The sequence below is a fragment of the Methylomonas sp. DH-1 genome (assembly GCF_046097555.1).
GTDB classification, from domain to species: domain Bacteria; phylum Pseudomonadota; class Gammaproteobacteria; order Methylococcales; family Methylomonadaceae; genus Methylomonas; species Methylomonas koyamae.
Genome location: NZ_CP143089.1, coordinates 3,831,899 through 3,848,073 on the forward strand (window position 1 = coordinate 3,831,899; position 16,175 = coordinate 3,848,073).

At 58.2% G+C, this 16,175-nt stretch carries 15 protein-coding genes; 14 read left to right on the top strand and 1 reads right to left on the bottom strand.

The genetic code is table 11. The features are described 5' to 3' along the window. Positions 1–74: 74 nt before the first annotated feature. The gene (locus VXJ35_RS17455) at positions 75–2,291 is read right to left on the bottom strand and encodes a PKD domain-containing protein (protein ID WP_197495880.1); all 2,217 of its coding nucleotides are present in this window, start codon (positions 2,289–2,291) and stop codon (positions 75–77) included. Positions 2,292–2,684: 393 nt separating this feature from the next. Between VXJ35_RS17455 and hutH the strand changes: the two genes are divergently transcribed. From hutH to VXJ35_RS17525, 14 genes are all read left to right on the top strand, one after another. Then, a complete protein-coding gene (gene hutH / locus VXJ35_RS17460) occupies positions 2,685–4,217 on the top strand; it encodes a histidine ammonia-lyase (RefSeq protein ID WP_064023575.1) in 1,533 nt (510 codons plus the stop codon). Between the two features lie 4 nt (positions 4,218–4,221). Further along, on the top strand, positions 4,222–4,641 hold the full coding sequence (locus VXJ35_RS17465) for a thioesterase family protein (protein ID WP_064022541.1): 420 nt from the start codon (positions 4,222–4,224) through the stop codon (positions 4,639–4,641). Continuing rightward, the gene (locus VXJ35_RS17470; RefSeq protein ID WP_064022542.1) at positions 4,638–5,219 is read left to right on the top strand and encodes an outer membrane lipoprotein carrier protein LolA; all 582 of its coding nucleotides are present in this window, start codon (positions 4,638–4,640) and stop codon (positions 5,217–5,219) included. Before VXJ35_RS17465 ends, VXJ35_RS17470 begins: the two co-directional genes overlap by 4 nt. Then, positions 5,200–7,545: an MMPL family transporter gene (locus VXJ35_RS17475; protein WP_064022543.1), complete on the top strand. Its 2,346-nt coding sequence runs from the start codon at positions 5,200–5,202 to the stop codon at positions 7,543–7,545. Before VXJ35_RS17470 ends, VXJ35_RS17475 begins: the two co-directional genes overlap by 20 nt. A 59-nt stretch (positions 7,546–7,604) precedes the next feature. Beyond that, positions 7,605–9,362, top strand: coding sequence for a YdbH domain-containing protein (locus VXJ35_RS17480; protein ID WP_197495890.1), 1,758 nt, complete (start codon positions 7,605–7,607; stop codon positions 9,360–9,362). Positions 9,363–9,398: 36 nt separating this feature from the next. Further along, positions 9,399–9,593 carry a YnbE family lipoprotein gene (locus VXJ35_RS17485; protein WP_054761846.1) on the top strand — a complete coding sequence of 65 codons (195 nt, stop codon included), beginning with the start codon at positions 9,399–9,401 and terminating at the stop codon, positions 9,591–9,593. 10 nt (positions 9,594–9,603) lie between these two features. Then, positions 9,604–9,942, top strand: coding sequence for a YdbL family protein (locus VXJ35_RS17490; RefSeq protein WP_064022545.1), 339 nt, complete (start codon positions 9,604–9,606; stop codon positions 9,940–9,942). Between the two features lie 49 nt (positions 9,943–9,991). Then, positions 9,992–10,321 carry a hypothetical protein gene (locus VXJ35_RS17495; RefSeq protein WP_064022546.1) on the top strand — a complete coding sequence of 110 codons (330 nt, stop codon included), beginning with the start codon at positions 9,992–9,994 and terminating at the stop codon, positions 10,319–10,321. Positions 10,322–10,438: 117 nt separating this feature from the next. After that, a complete protein-coding gene (locus tag VXJ35_RS17500; protein ID WP_064022547.1) occupies positions 10,439–11,086 on the top strand; it encodes a DUF1566 domain-containing protein in 648 nt (215 codons plus the stop codon). A gap of 421 nt (positions 11,087–11,507) precedes the next feature. Continuing rightward, entirely contained in the window at positions 11,508–12,383 is an 876-nt protein-coding gene (nifH, locus tag VXJ35_RS17505) for a nitrogenase iron protein (protein ID WP_054761838.1), read from the top strand. A gap of 96 nt (positions 12,384–12,479) precedes the next feature. After that, positions 12,480–13,961, top strand: coding sequence for a nitrogenase molybdenum-iron protein alpha chain (gene nifD / locus VXJ35_RS17510; RefSeq protein ID WP_054761836.1), 1,482 nt, complete (start codon positions 12,480–12,482; stop codon positions 13,959–13,961). 115 nt (positions 13,962–14,076) lie between these two features. After that, the gene (gene nifK, locus VXJ35_RS17515; RefSeq protein ID WP_064022548.1) at positions 14,077–15,648 is read left to right on the top strand and encodes a nitrogenase molybdenum-iron protein subunit beta; all 1,572 of its coding nucleotides are present in this window, start codon (positions 14,077–14,079) and stop codon (positions 15,646–15,648) included. 96 nt (positions 15,649–15,744) lie between these two features. Then, positions 15,745–15,966, top strand: a complete 222-nt coding sequence (gene nifT, locus VXJ35_RS17520) for a putative nitrogen fixation protein NifT (RefSeq protein WP_054761832.1) — start codon at positions 15,745–15,747, stop codon at positions 15,964–15,966. A 4-nt stretch (positions 15,967–15,970) separates the two neighbouring features. Next, positions 15,971–16,171, top strand: coding sequence for a 4Fe-4S binding protein (locus VXJ35_RS17525; RefSeq protein ID WP_054761830.1), 201 nt, complete (start codon positions 15,971–15,973; stop codon positions 16,169–16,171). Positions 16,172–16,175 lie beyond the last annotated feature (4 nt).

A 16,175-nucleotide genomic window follows, 5' to 3' on the forward strand; every position in this document is an offset into this window, starting at 1 on the left:
ACGAACGGCGGCCGGGTTGCTTGCCAAGCCGGCCGACCTGAACACCGATTCCGGTGTCCAGGCGGCAAAGCCGGTTACCAAGTCAGAGTAAATACCGATTTAACGTTTTTCGCCGGCGCATAGGTATAACCGGTAGCGGAAATGCTGTTCAAGGTATAAACCCCGGATGCGGCTTTGACTTGTTTCGACGGTTTGGAGGTGTGTATCACCACGCCGTCGGTTCCGGTTTTGGCAACGGAAGTACCGGACAAAGCGCCCGACCAGGTTCCGGTCACCACAGCATTCGGTACCGGGCGGCCTTGAGCGTCTACCACTCTGAGCAATATCATGCCGGTCGCGGTCGTACCTCTGGCCACCATCATGCTGGCGGAGCCTGCGGCTACCGATTTCACCGGCGGAGCCGTGACGACAACTTGTACCGATTTGGTATCGGTCAAATTGTACTGGTTGGTCACGGTCAATTTTGCGGTAAAAGTACCGGCGGTTTTGTAGGTGTAGACCGGGTTGGCGCTGGTCGAACTGCCGCCGTCGCCGAAGCTCCATTGGTACTTGGTGATGTTGCCGTTACCGACCGATTTGTTAGCCGAGAAATTCACGGTCAATGCGCTGGGGCCGCTCAATGTGGAAGCGCCGATTACCGCTGCCGGTGCAGCAGCGCCGGCATTGGCAACCGGAAACGCGCCGGTAACGCTGTATTGGCCCAAGCTGGCGTAGGCCGAATAGCCGTAGTCGGTTCCGGCAGCGGCATGGGCGCTGGGGCTGACGGCCAAATAGTAAACGCCGGCAGGTACCGTGCTGCTGATCGTAGCCGCCAATGAAGTTTCCGCAGCGCTGGTGGCAACCACGCTGCCGTCCGCTTTGAATAGCGTAGCTTTAACGTCCAGATTCGGCCCTTTCGCCGCCGGTTTAACGCTCAGATTCACCAAACCGCCGGCAGTATTGACGATAAACATATCGACATCGGCAGCCGTTTCGATCACGCCGAACGTGCTGATATTTGCCGTTGCGCCGGTTGCGGTGTTATTCAAAGAGCTGGCCGTGCCGAACGCATTGCCGAAGTCGTCGGCTCGCTGGGTGAAACCGGCGGATGCCATCACCGCCAAATCGTTTTGCTGGTTATTCGCTCCGGGATAAACGCCAGCGCTCCATTGGGTGACATTTTTGTAGTAACCAACCCCCATGATCGGCGCCCAGCCGGTATCTCCGCTACCGTGGCCGCTGTAATAACCTACCGTGGTCGTGCCGGTTTTTTGGCCGTCGTGCAGCAAGCCCAGAGTATGGCCGGCCTCGTGCGATACCGCTTCGGCGATGTATTTTTCGTTGTTGGCCAGCGATTGTTGGAACACCCATGCCGGTTGGTAATAGGTGTTGTTGACCATCGATACCACGCCGACGTAGGCAATACCGCCGCAGTTGCAGCTAATGGTGCCGGTTTTGGTGATCACCACTTGGGTGCCGTAACTGGTATCGGCCGAACTGGTGCGGAGCAACGCATCGCTGCTGGGCGGTTCGGTGGTAACGTCGACGTCGAAGGCAATGTAATCCTCGGCTACCCGATTCCAGATGCTGATGATATTGCTGCGCTCGTTGTCGTCGAACACCGCCGGGTTACCGCTTAAATCGTAGGCCGGCGCAGCGATGGTCGAACTGCTCCAAGCGGTTTTGCTGGCCGTATAGCCGACGAAGTTCAGATAAATGGTTTTGCTGGCGCCCGGTTTGCTGTGCAATTTAAAGGCATTCGCCAATTGGGCGGTGGAAGCGATCGGCACCGTGGTATTGCTGGTAGTCGCGGTCGTGGCGCCGCCGGCGGTTTCCGGTTCGCCGGCGCCGGGATTGCCGGAGTCTTGGTCGACGTAGAACATCCGGTTATTGCCGTCGATCCGCAACGAATCGTCGCTTAGCAACATTTCCCGCAATTTTTCCGGTGCCAAGCCGTAACCGCCGGCCACTTTCGGCAATTCAGCACCTAAAAAATCGATGGCTTGTTGCCCTTCGTAATTGATCGGCAACTCGACGGACGCTACTGCGGCCTGTATCGCGCCGCCGGCAGCCGCAGTTTTTAAAGGATCGCTGCCGTCGCCGTTGGCACCGGTATCGATGATTTGCTTGATTTTGCCGGCCTGGTCCACTTGAACCATGTAGTTGCGGCCTTGCATGACGCTATTGACCAGCTCGCGGTTTTGGTCGAGATCTTTGCCAAGCAACTGGGAGGTATCTGCGGCGAATGCCAGAGAGGCGGAGCTTGCAGCAATGGCAATAATGCCCGCTGCTATCTTATTGAGCGTTTTCATATCGGTCACCTTATATATCATGCGAACTTCAACAGGCACACCAACCGATCCAACCTGTCGAAGTGACGGCTTTACGTTATTGCCGTCAAGTTAATGGAATGCACGGAAAAGCCAAAACCCAGGGTTTGTTTTCAGCACGCCTTATTGTTACGAGGCAAACGCCCGGATACTTTGAAATAGCTCTAACTTCCGCTGATGCCGGAACCGGCTGCGGCCTTTTAGTGAGTCGGTCTGCAAAACCGGCCGTCCGCTGCCGCAGGCAAAGTTCGTTAAACCCTGGGCCGTGGGATGTGCGAAAATTCCGGACGTTTTGATTTCCGCACCCGGCATGCCTATTTCATTGCTACGCTATCCGGCCGATTTCCGGCTGAACTCCTCCAATCGACCGACGCCGTGACCGAACAGCCCCCCATCATCTTTGACGGTTCGCCGTTAACCATCGAACCGATTGCCGAACTGGCGCGCCGGCGGCGGCGCGCCGCGTTGAGCGGCAACCCGGATTTCGCCGCCCGCATCGACCGCGGCGCCGCCTTCGTCGAGCAACTGCTACGGGAAGAAGGCTGCGTCTACGGCGTTACCACCGGCTACGGCGACTCCTGCACGGTCGCCATTCCGGCCGACCGGGTCGGGCAATTGCCGATTCATCTGTACACCTTCCACGGCTGCGGTCTCGGCGATCATTTCGATCTCGAACAAACCCGCGCCATCATCGCCGCGCGCCTTGCCAGTCTGGCCCAGGGGTATTCCGGAGTCAGATTCAAACTGTTGCAACAAATCGCATCGTTGCTGCAACACGACGTCGTGCCGTTGATCCCGCAGGAAGGTTCGGTGGGCGCCAGCGGCGATTTGACACCGTTGTCCTATCTGGCGGCGGTGCTGGCCGGCGAACGCGAGGTTTGGTACCGCGGACAACGGCGTGCAACTGCCGAGGTGTTTGCCGAATTGGGCATCGATTCCTTACGTTTCCAACCCAAAGAGGCGCTGGCGATCATGAACGGCACCGCCGCGATGACCGGCCTGGCCTGCCTGGCTTTCGACCGCGCCCGCTATCTGGCCGAATTGTGTACCCGCATCACCAGCTTGGCGGTGGTGGCCTTGCAGGGCAACGCCTACCATTTCGACGCCAAATTGTTTTCGTTGAAGCCGCATCCCGGCCAGATGCAGGTGGCGGCACGCATCCGCGCCGATTTGCAAATCAGCGGCGAAGCCCCGCGCAACGACAACCGCCTGCAGGACCGCTATTCGCTGCGTTGCGCGCCGCATGTGATCGGCGCCCTGGCAGACGCCCTGCCCTGGCTGCGGCAACTGATCGAAACCGAATTGAACAGCGCCAACGACAATCCGCTGATCGACGCCGACGGCGAGCATGTGTTGCACGGCGGCCATTTTTACGGCGGCCACATCTCGATGGCGATGGATACCTTGAAAACCGCCGTCGCCAACTTGGCCGACCTGATGGACCGGCAACTGGCGCAACTGGTCGACCCCAAATTCAACCACGGCCTGCCGGCCAATCTGAGCGGTGCGCAAGGCGACCAAGCACCTTTGCACCACGGGCTGAAAGCGTTGCAAATCGGCGTTTCGGCCTGGACCGCGGAGGCTTTGAAACTAACCATGCCGGCCAGCGTGTTTTCCCGTTCCACCGAATGCCACAATCAGGACAAGGTCAGCATGGGTACCATCGCCGCCCGCGATTGCATCCGCATTCTGGAATTGGCCGAACAAGTCGCCGCGGCATTGTTGATTGCCGGTTGCCAGGCGCTGGAACTGCGCGGCGATGCGGTGCGAGCCGGGCCGGCACTGCAAGCCACGTTAAAGCAGGTGCGGGAACAATCGGCGTTTCTCAGCGGCGACCGCGGGTTGGAACCCGATTTGCGCCGCTGTCTGGAATCGATTCGGCAGCAACGCTGGCAACTGTACCCTTAACACCATGCCCGAAAACTTGCACCGCGAAGTCGAACTGCAGATTCCGTTCCACGACGTGGACATGATGGAAGTAGTGTGGCACGGCCACTATTGCAAGTATTTCGAGATCGCCCGTTGTGCATTGCTGGAAAGCATCGATTACGACTACCGGCAAATGCGCGACTCGGGTTATTTTTGGCCTATCATCGACCTGCGCCTGCGTTTCATCAAACCGGCACGCTTCGGCCAACGCATTCTGGTGCGGGCCACGCTGACGGAATGGGAAAACCGGTTGAAGATCGACTATTTAATCCGCGACGCAGCCAGCGGCAGCCGGCTGTGCAAGGGCCACAGCGTGCAGGTGGCGGTGGCGGTCCAGACCGGCGAAATGCGCTTCGAATCGCCGCCGGTTTTGTTCGGCAAACTCGGAATCGCTAAACCATGAAACCCTTACCAGCTTTAATCCTGTGGCTGTACGCCGCCGCAACCCAAGCCGCGGATACTTTGGCGGCTATCAAATCGCGGCTGGCGCCGGCGGCTATCGTCCACGGCCATTTCCGCCAGGAAAAACATCTGAAGTTTCTGAGCAGGCCGTTAATTTCGGAGGGCGAATTTACCTTCCAACAGCAGCGCGGCGTGATCTGGAAAACCGTCAGCCCGGTCGAATCGACACTACTGGTCGGCGATAACCGTTTATTGACCAGCCAGGGCGAACAAACCCTGCCGGCCAGTTTCGGCCGGGTGTTTCCGGCCATGCTCGGCGGCGACTTGGCGGCGTTAAGCGAAGACTTCAGCACCAGCGCCGAATTGCAATCCGATTCCTGGCGACTAACCCTACTTCCGAAAGATGCGCTGCTCGGCAAAGCCATCGCCGCCATTTACTTGGCCGGCGACAGCGAATTGCGCAGCGTGGAAATCCGGGAAACCAACGGCAACAGCTCGATGATCGGCTTCGACCGCATCAGCCACCCCGTCCAACTCAGCCCGGAACAGGCGGCCGAATTTGCGCGTTTATCGCCCTAAACTGTACGCGGCGCTGTGGCTGCTGGGCATGCTGGGCCTGGCCTGGCTCAGTCTGCAAAACCTAAAGCGCGATTGGCTGGAGACCGGCTTTCTGGCCTTACTGCCGCAAGCCGAACAACGCCCGGAGGTGGCAAACGCCATCGACCGCCATAACCAGGCCGTCAACCGCAAAGTAGTCTGGCTGGTCGGCGCCGCCAACGCCGGCCAAGCCGTAGCGTTGGCCGAAACGGTCAAGACCGGCCTTGCCGCCAGCGGCCTGTTTGCCGATTTAACGCTGCAAATTTCGCAGCAGCAGTACCGGCAAAGCTACCAACAACTGTTCGCCTACCGCTACCAACTGTTGGACAGCCGGACCCGGCAAAGCTTGCAGCAAGACCCGCAGCGTTTGGTGCAAGAAAATCTGGAAACGCTATACAGCCCGCTCGGCCAGTGGCAGGCCGCCAATCTGGAACGCGACCCGCTATTGCTGTTCAGCCGTTACTTCGCCGCGCAAAACCCGCTGCAACTGAATATCGAACACGATGCCATCGTGGTGCATGACGGACCAAGAGCCTGGGCGCTGCTGATCGGCGAATTGCCCGACCGGGATTTGAAGCTCGACAAACTCGAGCAATTGCTAGGTCTGAACCAAACGCTGCAACACCAAGCGCGTCAACAAGGCGGCGAGCTGCTGGCGACCGGGCTGCCCTTATTTACCGCGTACGGCGCCCACTCCGCTCAACAGGAAATATCGACCATCGGCATCGGCTCGACGCTGGGCGTGGTCCTACTGCTCTGGCTGACCTTCCGCAGCCCCAGGCCTTTGCTGCTGTGCTGTCTGGCCGTCGCCAGCGGCTTGCTGGCAGCCTGGAGTCTGAGTCTGCAAATTTTCCCCAAACTGCACATCATGACCTTGGTATTCGGCTCCAGCCTGATCGGCGTGGTGGTCGACTACGCATTGCATTTTTTTTGCGACGGCCTCGGCCTGCCGCACTGGACCCCGCGCCGTGGCTTGAGTTACGTGCTGCCGGGCATCGGCTTCGGCTTGCTGACCAGTTTATTGGGTTACGCCGGCCTCGGCTTTTCGCCGTTTCCGGGCTTGCGGGAAATGGCCGTGTTCTCGGCCCTGGGCTTAGTCGTATCCTGGCTGACCGTGGTCATGCTGTTTCCGGTTCTGCTGGCCCGCTTCCAGCCACAGCACCAATTCGGCATGCTGAGTCTGGCCGGATACTGGCAACGCAGTTGGCCGGAACGGCTAAACCGCCATCGCCTAAGCCTCTCCGCCGCTTTCGCCCTGCTGCTGATCGGCGGCTTGAGCCAGTTGCAGGCGCAGGACGACGTTCGCCTGTTGCAAAGCGCCCCAACGGCCATTACCGCGGCGGACGCCGAAATCCGGCGGCTGTTGCCTATCGGCCGCGATAACCAATTCGTCCTGGTGACCGGTGCCAATCCCAGCGAGTGGTACCAAAACGAGCAGCGTCTGTTGTCGGCCTTGGCGCCGCTGCGCGAGCAAGCCAAGCTCAGGCAATACGACGCCGTCAGCCGACACTGGCCCGACCCGGCCCAGCAAGCCGCCGATTACCGCTTGCTGCAAACCGGGGTTTACCGGCCGGATTTTTTGCAAGGCTACATGCGGAATCTGGGATTCGAGCAAACGGCCATCGATAACGAAATCCGCAACTTCGCGGCGGCGGCCGGCCAAACCCTGAGCCTGGACGACTGGCTGGCAAGCGCCAACGCCAATCTGCGCCAGCAGTGGCTGGGCTGCAACGCCGAGGCTTGCCGCAGCATCGTGAGTTTGACCGGCATCTCTGACCTGGCGCCGCTCGAAGCCCTGGCGGAATTGCCGGGCGTGACTTGGGTGGACCACGTGTCGCAGTTGTCGGAGTTATTCCAACGCTACCGGCAGCGGGTGACGCTACTGCTGGCCGGGGTATGCGGCTTGATCCTGAGCATTCTGATTTACCGGCTGGGCTGGCGCCACGGCTTACAGGTGATGGCGGTGCCGGTGTTGGCGATGCTGACCGCCTTGGCCACCTTAGGCTGGCTCGGCGAATTGTTCACGCTGTTCAATTTGTTCGCATTACTGCTGGTACTGGAAGTTGCGGTCGACTATGCGGTGTTTTTCCGGATGGCGGCGGCCTCCGCCGATACTATCGGCAAACGCGACACCACCACGCTGGCGGTGGCCTTGTCGGCGTTCACGACGTTGCTGGGGTATGGCTTGTTGGCAACCAGCTCGACCGCTATCGTCCACGCCTTCGGCGTAACTTTGGCCGCCGGCGTCGGCAGCGCGTTCCTGCTGGCACCGCTAATCGGTTTTAACGCCAAACAGGCAAAGCGATGAATCCCGTGCCCGATTCGCCGTCAACCCGCAAACCTGGCAAACGCTACAGGCGGCTGCTTGTGCCGGCGCTACTGATAATTGTCGGGGCCACGGTCTGGAGCCAGCGCCATCCGCTTGGCGAACGGCTATTGCTCCACGCCTTGCAATTTAGCCCGCTGGCCGCGCCGGAATTGTCCGGCCTGAGCTTCGACGGCAAGCAGGTGCAACTGGAACGGTTCGGTTTTAGGCTGGAAACGTCCGCCGGCCCGTTGCAAGTCACGCTACAAAATGTCGCCGCCGGCTATCGGCTCGAACCGCTAAGCGTGGAAGCCATCGACATCGGCCACGCGGTATTGAAACTGGACTACCAAGCTGCCGATACCGCAACCAACGCCGCTGCGGACGAGAGCACCGGCCGCTTGCCGCTGCCGCCGCTGCGCGTCGCCAACCTGGACTTGCAAATCGCCACGCCCTGGGGCGACAGCCGTTTCAACGGCCGCGCTCAGTTCGGACCAAGCCAGCAAACGGCGTATCAATTGACGCTCGAAGACGGCCGGCAAAGTCTGACCCTGAATGCGGCCGCCGACGGCGCCGATTTCGGCTTGGCTTTAGCGAGCGCGAACGGCGCCCGGATTCTGGCGCTGGACGGCTCCGGCCTCGGCGGCCCGGACGCCAAGCTGAACCTGAGCGGCAAACTCGGCGACATCGCCGCCTGGCTGCAAAGCACGCCGCTGCTGCCGGCCACGCTGCGGCCGACCGGCGCGCCGGCGGCCTTGGCCGCGCAACTCGGCAATAGCCGATTAAACCTGGAATTGCATAGCACCGACGGCTTCGCCCACAGCCAGGCCAAGTTGTCGCTGACCCGCGATAAAAACGTTCTGGCGGAAGCCAAAGCCGCGATCAGCCTGCCGCCGCAGCCCGCCGCCGACATTGCCGGCCGATTGGCGCTATCCGCCGGCGAAGCCTTCGACTTGGCCAAACCGTGGCTACCCGAAACCGCCCGCAGTTGGAGCGTCGCCTCAGGCGAGATCGCAGCCGCTTGGCAACTGCATTGGCAAACGCAGCTCAAGCGCGGCACAGCCAACCTGGATATCGGCGATCTGTCGTTAACCGCGGGACCGGCGCGCTTGCAGCACAGCGATATCCATTTGGCCGTCCCGGAACTTGCCGACGGCGCCGCCGAACTTAGCGCCCGGATTCGAACGCTGGAATTGGGCGAGGGCTTGACCGGCCGCGACCTGGAACTCGACGCCGCCTACCGCGAGCCCGAGTTGGCGCTGAAGCGGGCGCGTCTCGCCATCTTCGGCGGCCAACTGGAGCTGGTGCCGGGCAACTTCGACATCAGCCAAATGCCGCTAGCCTTGACCCTGAAAGCGCAGCAAATCGATCTGGCGCAACTGTTGGCCAGCCTGCACTATCCGCAACTGTCCGGAACCGGCAGCGTCGACGGCGAACTGCCGTTAAAACTGGCGACCGGCAGCATAGAACTGCAGGACGGCGCGTTGCGCGGCACCCGTCCCGGCACCTTGCGTTACCAAAGCCCGGCCGACGACGGCAACCTGGCGTTTCAAGCGCTGCGCAACTTGGTTTACCATCGCTTGCAAGCTCAATTAAACTACCAGCCCAGCGGCGATTACCGGATCGGCCTGCGTCTGGAAGGCCACAACCCGGAAGTCCTGTCCGGCCACCCGCTGGCTTTTAACCTGAACATCAGCGGCCAATTGCCGGAGCTGCTGCGCCGCGGCCTGGTGACCGGCAATTTCGAACGCGCGATACTGGAACAAGTCGGCCAACAACCGGCCGAAACGCCACCCGCCCAGCCCGCTGGGAAACCATAACCATCGCTGCCGCCGGCGGCCGAGAGGAGAGATAACATGAAATTCGCAACGCAGTACCTACTGCCGATCTGGGCCGTCTGGGCACTGGCGGGATGCTCGCCGTCCGTCAAACTCGAAGCCCCGGACAAACCGATCGAGATCAATATGAACGTCAAGATCGAACACGAAATCCGCTTGAAAGTGGAAAAAGACGTCGACGATTTAATTTCCAGCCAAAAAGGCCTGTTTTAAGGAGAGTCCCATGTTAGGTAAATTCGCACGTTCCCTATTGTCCGCCCTGGCCCTGAGCTTGCTGTTGCTTAGCTCAGCCACCGCCGCCGATCTGGCGCAACTGAAAGCCGCCGGCGTTGTCGGCGAACGCAGCAACGGTCTGCTCGGCCTGGTCAAACCCGACGCTCCGGCCGACGTCAAAGCCTTCGTCGACAATATCAACGCCCAGCGTCAGGCCGAATACCAACGCATCGCCGCCAAGAACGGCGTCACCGCCGACGAAGTGGCAAAACTGACCGCGCAAAAAGTCATCAACCAAGCCGCGCCGGGCCAGTTTGTCGATACCGGGTCGGGGTGGCAGCAGCGTTGATTGGGAAGCCTTCAAGCAGCTTATACCGTGCAGCAACCCAGGCGAGCCCATGCATAGAGCCACTGCGCCCATTACGTTACTTGCCATCGGACTTGTCGTATCCAACCTGTTCTGGGCCTACCGCGCGTTGGACTTTGGCATTTCATATACCTATCAAGGCGTATCGCTTGAGGAAAACCAACAGGCTCTTGCCCAAGCGCTGGCCATCGTTAAAGTGCTGGGCAACTGTGATGCTTCGCGCCAACAAGTCATTCAGGCAGCGCAAAATGCATGGCCATCGAGCCATCCGTTCGAAAAGGACGGTTTGTTGCAGGTAGGCAGGCTCGGCCTGCGTTTTTCCGAAAATGGCCGCCTCGTCGAAGCGATTTATGGTGATTGAGTCCGCCGCTGCCGAATAAACTATTGCCGCCTACCGTGTAACAAGATTGGTTGTTGTTCCATTGGAATCAAAGGTTTGGCATACTCAGGCTTCGACCGACCAATAGGAGCTAATACCATGCAACCTCGGAATCTGTGTTCAATTGCGGTTCTGGCCGCTTTTTCCGTCGCCCCAGCACAAGCCGAGTTGTTATCTCGGCTCGGCGGACTTGCCTATTACGATACCGACGCGGGTATTACTTGGCTGGCGGATGCCGATTATGCCAAGACCTCAGGCTACGACAACGATGGCCTGATGACCTGGGACCAAGCGAATGCTTGGGCCGCCGGCTTGAATATTGCCGGCGTGACCGGGTGGCATTTGCCTTACACTCAGCAACCCGATGCCAGTTGCGGCGTACAAGCCTTTGGCGCTTCGCTGGGCAACAACTGCGAAGGTAGCGAATTGGGCAACTTGTTTTATAACGTTCTCGGCGGCAGTTCCACAATCGCGATCTCCGATTCGCACAACGACAATTACGATTTGTTTTCCAATATCCGGATTTCCGGTTATTGGTCCGCTACGGAGTTTTCCGGCGATCCGCTTGGCCAAACGGCCTGGACATTCGGAATGGGCGGCGTCCAGATTTACGTGAATAAATCCAGTTTCGAACCTCACGCCTGGGCCGTACGCGACGGCGATGTTGCGGCAGTGCCGGTTCCGGCGGCAATCTGGTTGTACGGCGCCGGGCTGGGATTACTGGCGTACCCGCGCCGTTATGGCTAAAAATTCCCCGCAACGCTCGCTCCGGACTGATCGCCCATTTAGGATCCGCGATCTGCGAATTGCCGAAACCGCCAGAGGCTGAGTCTGGCGGAGGCGAGTGGCATGGTTTCGCCGGAGAAACCGTTAGCTATTCGATGTATGCCGTCTGTTGTAGCCGAATTCCCCCGAACACAAAACGCAAAGTATCCGTCGGACGGCGGCTCAATTCCCTTGAAATACCCCCTCCCGCCAAAAACCCCGCTTTCTATGTTGGTTAAATAACAAGACCCTACAAACAATGTTGCCAACCCCACCAAGCCAAAATCGGAATCCCCGTATTTTTCACATTTAATTTCAATAGCTTAAAGCAAAAAACCACATTGGCACGGCCATTGCTCTTATCAGGTTGTTATTAACAACACCCACTCAAGAGGAGAAGACCATGGCGAAACTACGTCAATGCGCTATTTACGGTAAAGGTGGTATCGGTAAATCCACCACTACCCAAAACCTGGTTGCCGCTCTGGCGGAAGCCGGTAAAAAAGTGATGATCGTCGGCTGCGACCCTAAAGCCGACTCTACTCGCTTGATCCTGCACTCAAAAGCTCAAACCACCATCATGCACTTGGCTGCTGAAGCCGGTAGCGTCGAGGATTTGGAATTGGAAGACGTGTTGAAAGTCGGCTACGGCGACGTCAAATGCGTTGAATCGGGCGGTCCTGAGCCAGGAGTCGGTTGCGCCGGCCGTGGCGTTATCACCGCGATCAACTTCCTGGAAGAAGAAGGCGCTTACGACGAAGACCTCGACTTCGTGTTCTACGACGTATTGGGCGACGTAGTCTGCGGCGGTTTCGCGATGCCTATCCGCGAAAACAAAGCCCAAGAAATTTACATCGTTTGCTCAGGCGAGATGATGGCTATGTACGCGGCCAACAACATCGCTAAAGGTATCGTCAAGTACGCCAACTCAGGCGGCGTGCGTTTGGCCGGCTTGATCTGCAACTCTCGCCAAACAGCTCGCGAAGACGAACTGATCATGGAGTTGGCAAGACAAATGGGCACGCAAATGATCCACTTCGTACCGCGCGACAACGTTGTACAACGGGCCGAAATCCGTCGTATGACGGTTATCGAGTACGAACCCACCGCGAAACAAGCCGACGAATACCGCGCCTTGGCTCAAAAAGTTCTGCACAACAAAAACCTGGTGATCCCAACTCCGATCAGCATGGACGAGTTGGAAGAGTTGTTGATGAACTTCGGTCTGATGGAAGAAGAAGACGAGAACTTGGTCGGTAAAACCGCCGCCGAAGAATAGGCCTTACGCGTTAGCGGCGGACGGTCCAGGCCGTCCGCCTTTCATTCCCAAACACTGTCAGTTGGGGGATTACCCACGACATTAGGAGGAACCATCATGGCAGCCATGACAAGAGAAGAGACGGAAGCGCTGATCGCAGAAGTGCTGGAAGTCTATCCCGAGAAAGCCAAGAAAGACCGCGCCAAGCACTTGGCGGTCAACGATCAAAGCTTAGAAAAATCCAATAAATGCATTACCTCTAACCGCAAATCCCTGCCGGGCGTGATGACCATCCGCGGTTGCGCTTACGCCGGCTCGAAAGGCGTGGTTTGGGGACCGATCAAGGACATGATCCACATTTCCCACGGCCCTGTCGGTTGCGGCCAATATTCCCGCGCCGGCCGCCGTAACTATTATGTCGGTACCACCGGTGTCAACACCTTCGGTACGATGAACTTCACTTCGGATTTCCAAGAGAAAGACATCGTCTTCGGCGGCGACAAAAAGCTGGCCAAATGTATCGACGAGATCGAAGCCTTGTTCCCGTTGCACAAAGGGATTTCCGTGCAATCCGAGTGCCCGATCGGTCTGATCGGCGACGACATCGAGGCCGTTTCCAAAAACAAAGCCAAAGACATCGGTAAAACCGTGGTGCCGGTGCGTTGCGAAGGTTTCCGCGGCGTATCCCAATCTTTGGGCCACCATATCGCCAACGACGCGATCCGCGACTGGGTGCTGGACAAACGCGACGGCGACGATAGCTTCCCGACCACTCCGTACGACGTAGCCGTGATCGGCGACTACAACATCGGCGGCGACGCTTGGGCCTCGCGTACCTTGTTGGAAGAAATGGGTCTGCGCGTCGTAGCGCAATGGTCCGGCGACGGTACCATCGCCGAGATCGAAAAAACTCCGAAAGTGAAGCTGAACCTGATTCACTGCTACCGTTCGATGAACTACATCGCCCGGCACATGGAAGAGAAGTACAGCATCCCCTGGATCGAGTACAACTTCTTCGGCCCGACCAAAATCGCCGAAAGCTTGCGCAGAATCGCCGCCCACTTCGACGACACGATCAAAGAAGGCGCAGAACGCGTGATCGCCCGCTACCAAGCCGAGTACGAAGCGGTTATCGCCAAGTACAAACCGCGCCTGCAAGGCAAAAAAGTCATGCTGTACATCGGCGGCTTGCGTCCGCGCCACGTCATCGGTGCCTACGAAGACTTGGGTATGGAAGTGGTCGGTACCGGTTACGAGTTCGGGCATAACGACGACTACGACCGTACCATCAAGGAAATGGGCAATGCGACCTTGTTGTACGACGACGTCACCGGCTACGAATTCGAAGAGTTCGTCAAAAAAGTTAAACCCGATTTGGTCGGCTCCGGCATCAAAGAAAAGTACATTTTCCAAAAAATGGGTATCCCATTCCGGCAAATGCACTCCTGGGATTATTCAGGCCCTTACCACGGCTACGACGGCTTCGCCATCTTCGCCCGCGATATGGACATGACCCTGAACAACCCTTGCTGGAAACAAATTCAGGTGCCCTGGAAAAAAGCCGAATCCGAAAGCGAAGCGGTTAAAGCAGTCGCGTAATGTGCCGGGTGGGCGGTACGCCGTCCGCCTCAGCCATCGAAAATCGTTCGGGCTTCGGCCCGAGCAATCCAATCAACGCCGGACCACAGATTAGTGGCGCGTTTAGGAGATTATCATGAGTCAACAAGTCGACAATATCCAACCGAGTTATCCTTTATTCCGCACCGACGAATACAAGGATAATCTTGCCAACAAACGGGCGCTGTACGAAGAGCGCCATCCGCAAGAGCAAATCGACGAAGTATTCCAATGGACCACAACCCAGGAATACCAAGAGCTGAACTTCAGCCGCGAAGCGATCACGATCAACCCGGCCAAAGCCTGCCAACCTCTGGGCGCGGTACTGTGCGCACTGGGCTTCGAAAAAACCATGCCTTACGTGCACGGTTCGCAAGGCTGCGTCGCTTACTTCCGCACTTACTTCAACCGCCATTTCAAAGAGCCGGTATCTTGCGTTTCCGACTCGATGACGGAAGACGCGGCGGTATTCGGCGGCCAGAAAAACATGTTCGCCGGCCTGGAAAACGCCAAAGCCCTATATAAACCGGACATCATTGCCGTGTCGACCACCTGCATGGCGGAAGTTATCGGCGACGACTTGAACGCGTTCATCAACAACGCCAAAAAAGAAGGCCACGTCGATCAAGACTTCCCGGTACCGTTCGCCCACACCCCGAGCTTCGTCGGCAGCCACACTACCGGCTGGGACAATATGTTCGAAGGCATGGCGCGTTACTTCACGCTAAACCACATGGAAGGCAAGGCACCGGGCCAAAACGGCAAGATCAACTTCGTGCCCGGCTTCGAAACCTACTTGGGCAACTACCGCATCATCCACCGGATGATGAAAGAAATGGGCGTCGGCTACACCCTGCTCAGCGACCCGACCGAAGTATTGGATACCCCGGCCGACGGTACTTTCCGCATGTATTCCGGCGGTACCACGATGGACGAAATCAAGGACGCGCCGAACGCGATCACTACCGTGCTGCTGCAACCTTGGCAATTGGAAAAAACCAAAAAGTTCGCGGAAAACACCTGGAAACACGAAGTGCCGAAGCTGAACATTCCGATGGGCCTGGAGTGGACCGACGAGTTCCTGATGAAAATCTCCGAACTGAGCGGCAAAGCCATTCCGGAATCGTTGGAAAAAGAACGCGGCCGTTACGTGGACATGATCACCGACTCGCACGCCTGGTTGCACGGCAAAAAGTTTGCTTTGTACGGCGACGCCGACTTTGCCCTGGGTATGACCAAAATGCTGCTGGAATTCGGCGCCGAGGTCAGCGACGTGCTGGTTAACCACGCCAACAAACGCTGGAAAAAAGCCTGCGAAGCGATCCTGGCCGAGTCTCCTTACGGCCAAAACGCCACCGTGCATATCGGCCGCGACTTGTGGCACTTCCGCTCCTTGATGTTCACCAACAAACCGGACTTCATGATCGGCAACAGCTACGGCAAATTCATCCAACGCGACACCTTCTATAAAGGCGAAGAGTTCGAAGTGCCGCTGATCCGCATCGGTTTCCCGATCTTCGACCGCCACCACCTGCACCGGATGACCACTTTGGGTTACGAAGGCGGCATGTACGTGCTGACCACGCTGGTCAATGCGGTTCTGGAGCAGTTGGATAAAGAAACCAAAGGCATGGGCACCACCGACTACAACTACGATTTGATCCGCTAAGATCGAATTTCGTAGGGTGGGCGCCGCCAGGCGCCCACCGCCATTCCTGCCAGGCGGGCAATTGCCCGCCTCACGCTATCCCAAAGGAGAATCTCCATGCCCAGCGTCATGCTTAGAAAGCGCGAAGACGGTAAGCTGTTGTTTTACATTGCCAAAAAAGATTTGGAAGAAACCATAGAATCCCTGGAGTTCGATAGCGCCGACAAATGGGGCGGCGAAGTCCTGCTCGGCGACGGCTCGAAATATTATTTCGAACCGCTGTCCCCGGCCCCGAAAATACCCACCACGTTGCAAGCGAAACGTTTAGCGGAGGATTAAGGCCATGTCCCTTTACATCGTAGCCGAAGAGTGTATTTCCTGCGGCGATTGCCTGCCGGTGTGTCCGACCGACTCGATCAAGGAAGGCGCCATCGTATTCGAAATCAACAAAAAAACCTGCACCGAGTGCAACGGCGATTTCGACGAACCGCAATGCGTCAAAGTCTGCCCGATCGACAATTGCATTCTGCCGCTAGCGGCGTAGCGCG

Excerpts from the sequence above, each read along its gene's own strand:
- VXJ35_RS17495 (WP_064022546.1), top strand. The coding sequence starts at position 9,992 with ATGCATAGAGCCACTGCGCCCATTACGTTACTTGCCATCGGACTTGTC.
- VXJ35_RS17500 (WP_064022547.1), top strand. The coding sequence starts at position 10,439 with ATGCAACCTCGGAATCTGTGTTCAATTGCGGTTCTGGCCGCTTTTTCC.
- nifT (WP_054761832.1), top strand. The coding sequence starts at position 15,745 with ATGCCCAGCGTCATGCTTAGAAAGCGCGAAGACGGTAAGCTGTTGTTT.
- nifK (WP_064022548.1), top strand. The coding sequence starts at position 14,077 with ATGAGTCAACAAGTCGACAATATCCAACCGAGTTATCCTTTATTCCGC.
- nifD (WP_054761836.1), top strand. The coding sequence starts at position 12,480 with ATGGCAGCCATGACAAGAGAAGAGACGGAAGCGCTGATCGCAGAAGTG.
- VXJ35_RS17465 (WP_064022541.1), top strand. The coding sequence starts at position 4,222 with ATGCCCGAAAACTTGCACCGCGAAGTCGAACTGCAGATTCCGTTCCAC.
- VXJ35_RS17525 (WP_054761830.1), top strand. The coding sequence starts at position 15,971 with ATGTCCCTTTACATCGTAGCCGAAGAGTGTATTTCCTGCGGCGATTGC.
- VXJ35_RS17490 (WP_064022545.1), top strand. The coding sequence starts at position 9,604 with ATGTTAGGTAAATTCGCACGTTCCCTATTGTCCGCCCTGGCCCTGAGC.
- VXJ35_RS17470 (WP_064022542.1), top strand. The coding sequence starts at position 4,638 with ATGAAACCCTTACCAGCTTTAATCCTGTGGCTGTACGCCGCCGCAACC.
- nifH (WP_054761838.1), top strand. The coding sequence starts at position 11,508 with ATGGCGAAACTACGTCAATGCGCTATTTACGGTAAAGGTGGTATCGGT.
- VXJ35_RS17455 (WP_197495880.1), bottom strand. The coding sequence starts at position 2,291 with ATGAAAACGCTCAATAAGATAGCAGCGGGCATTATTGCCATTGCTGCA.
- VXJ35_RS17485 (WP_054761846.1), top strand. The coding sequence starts at position 9,399 with ATGAAATTCGCAACGCAGTACCTACTGCCGATCTGGGCCGTCTGGGCA.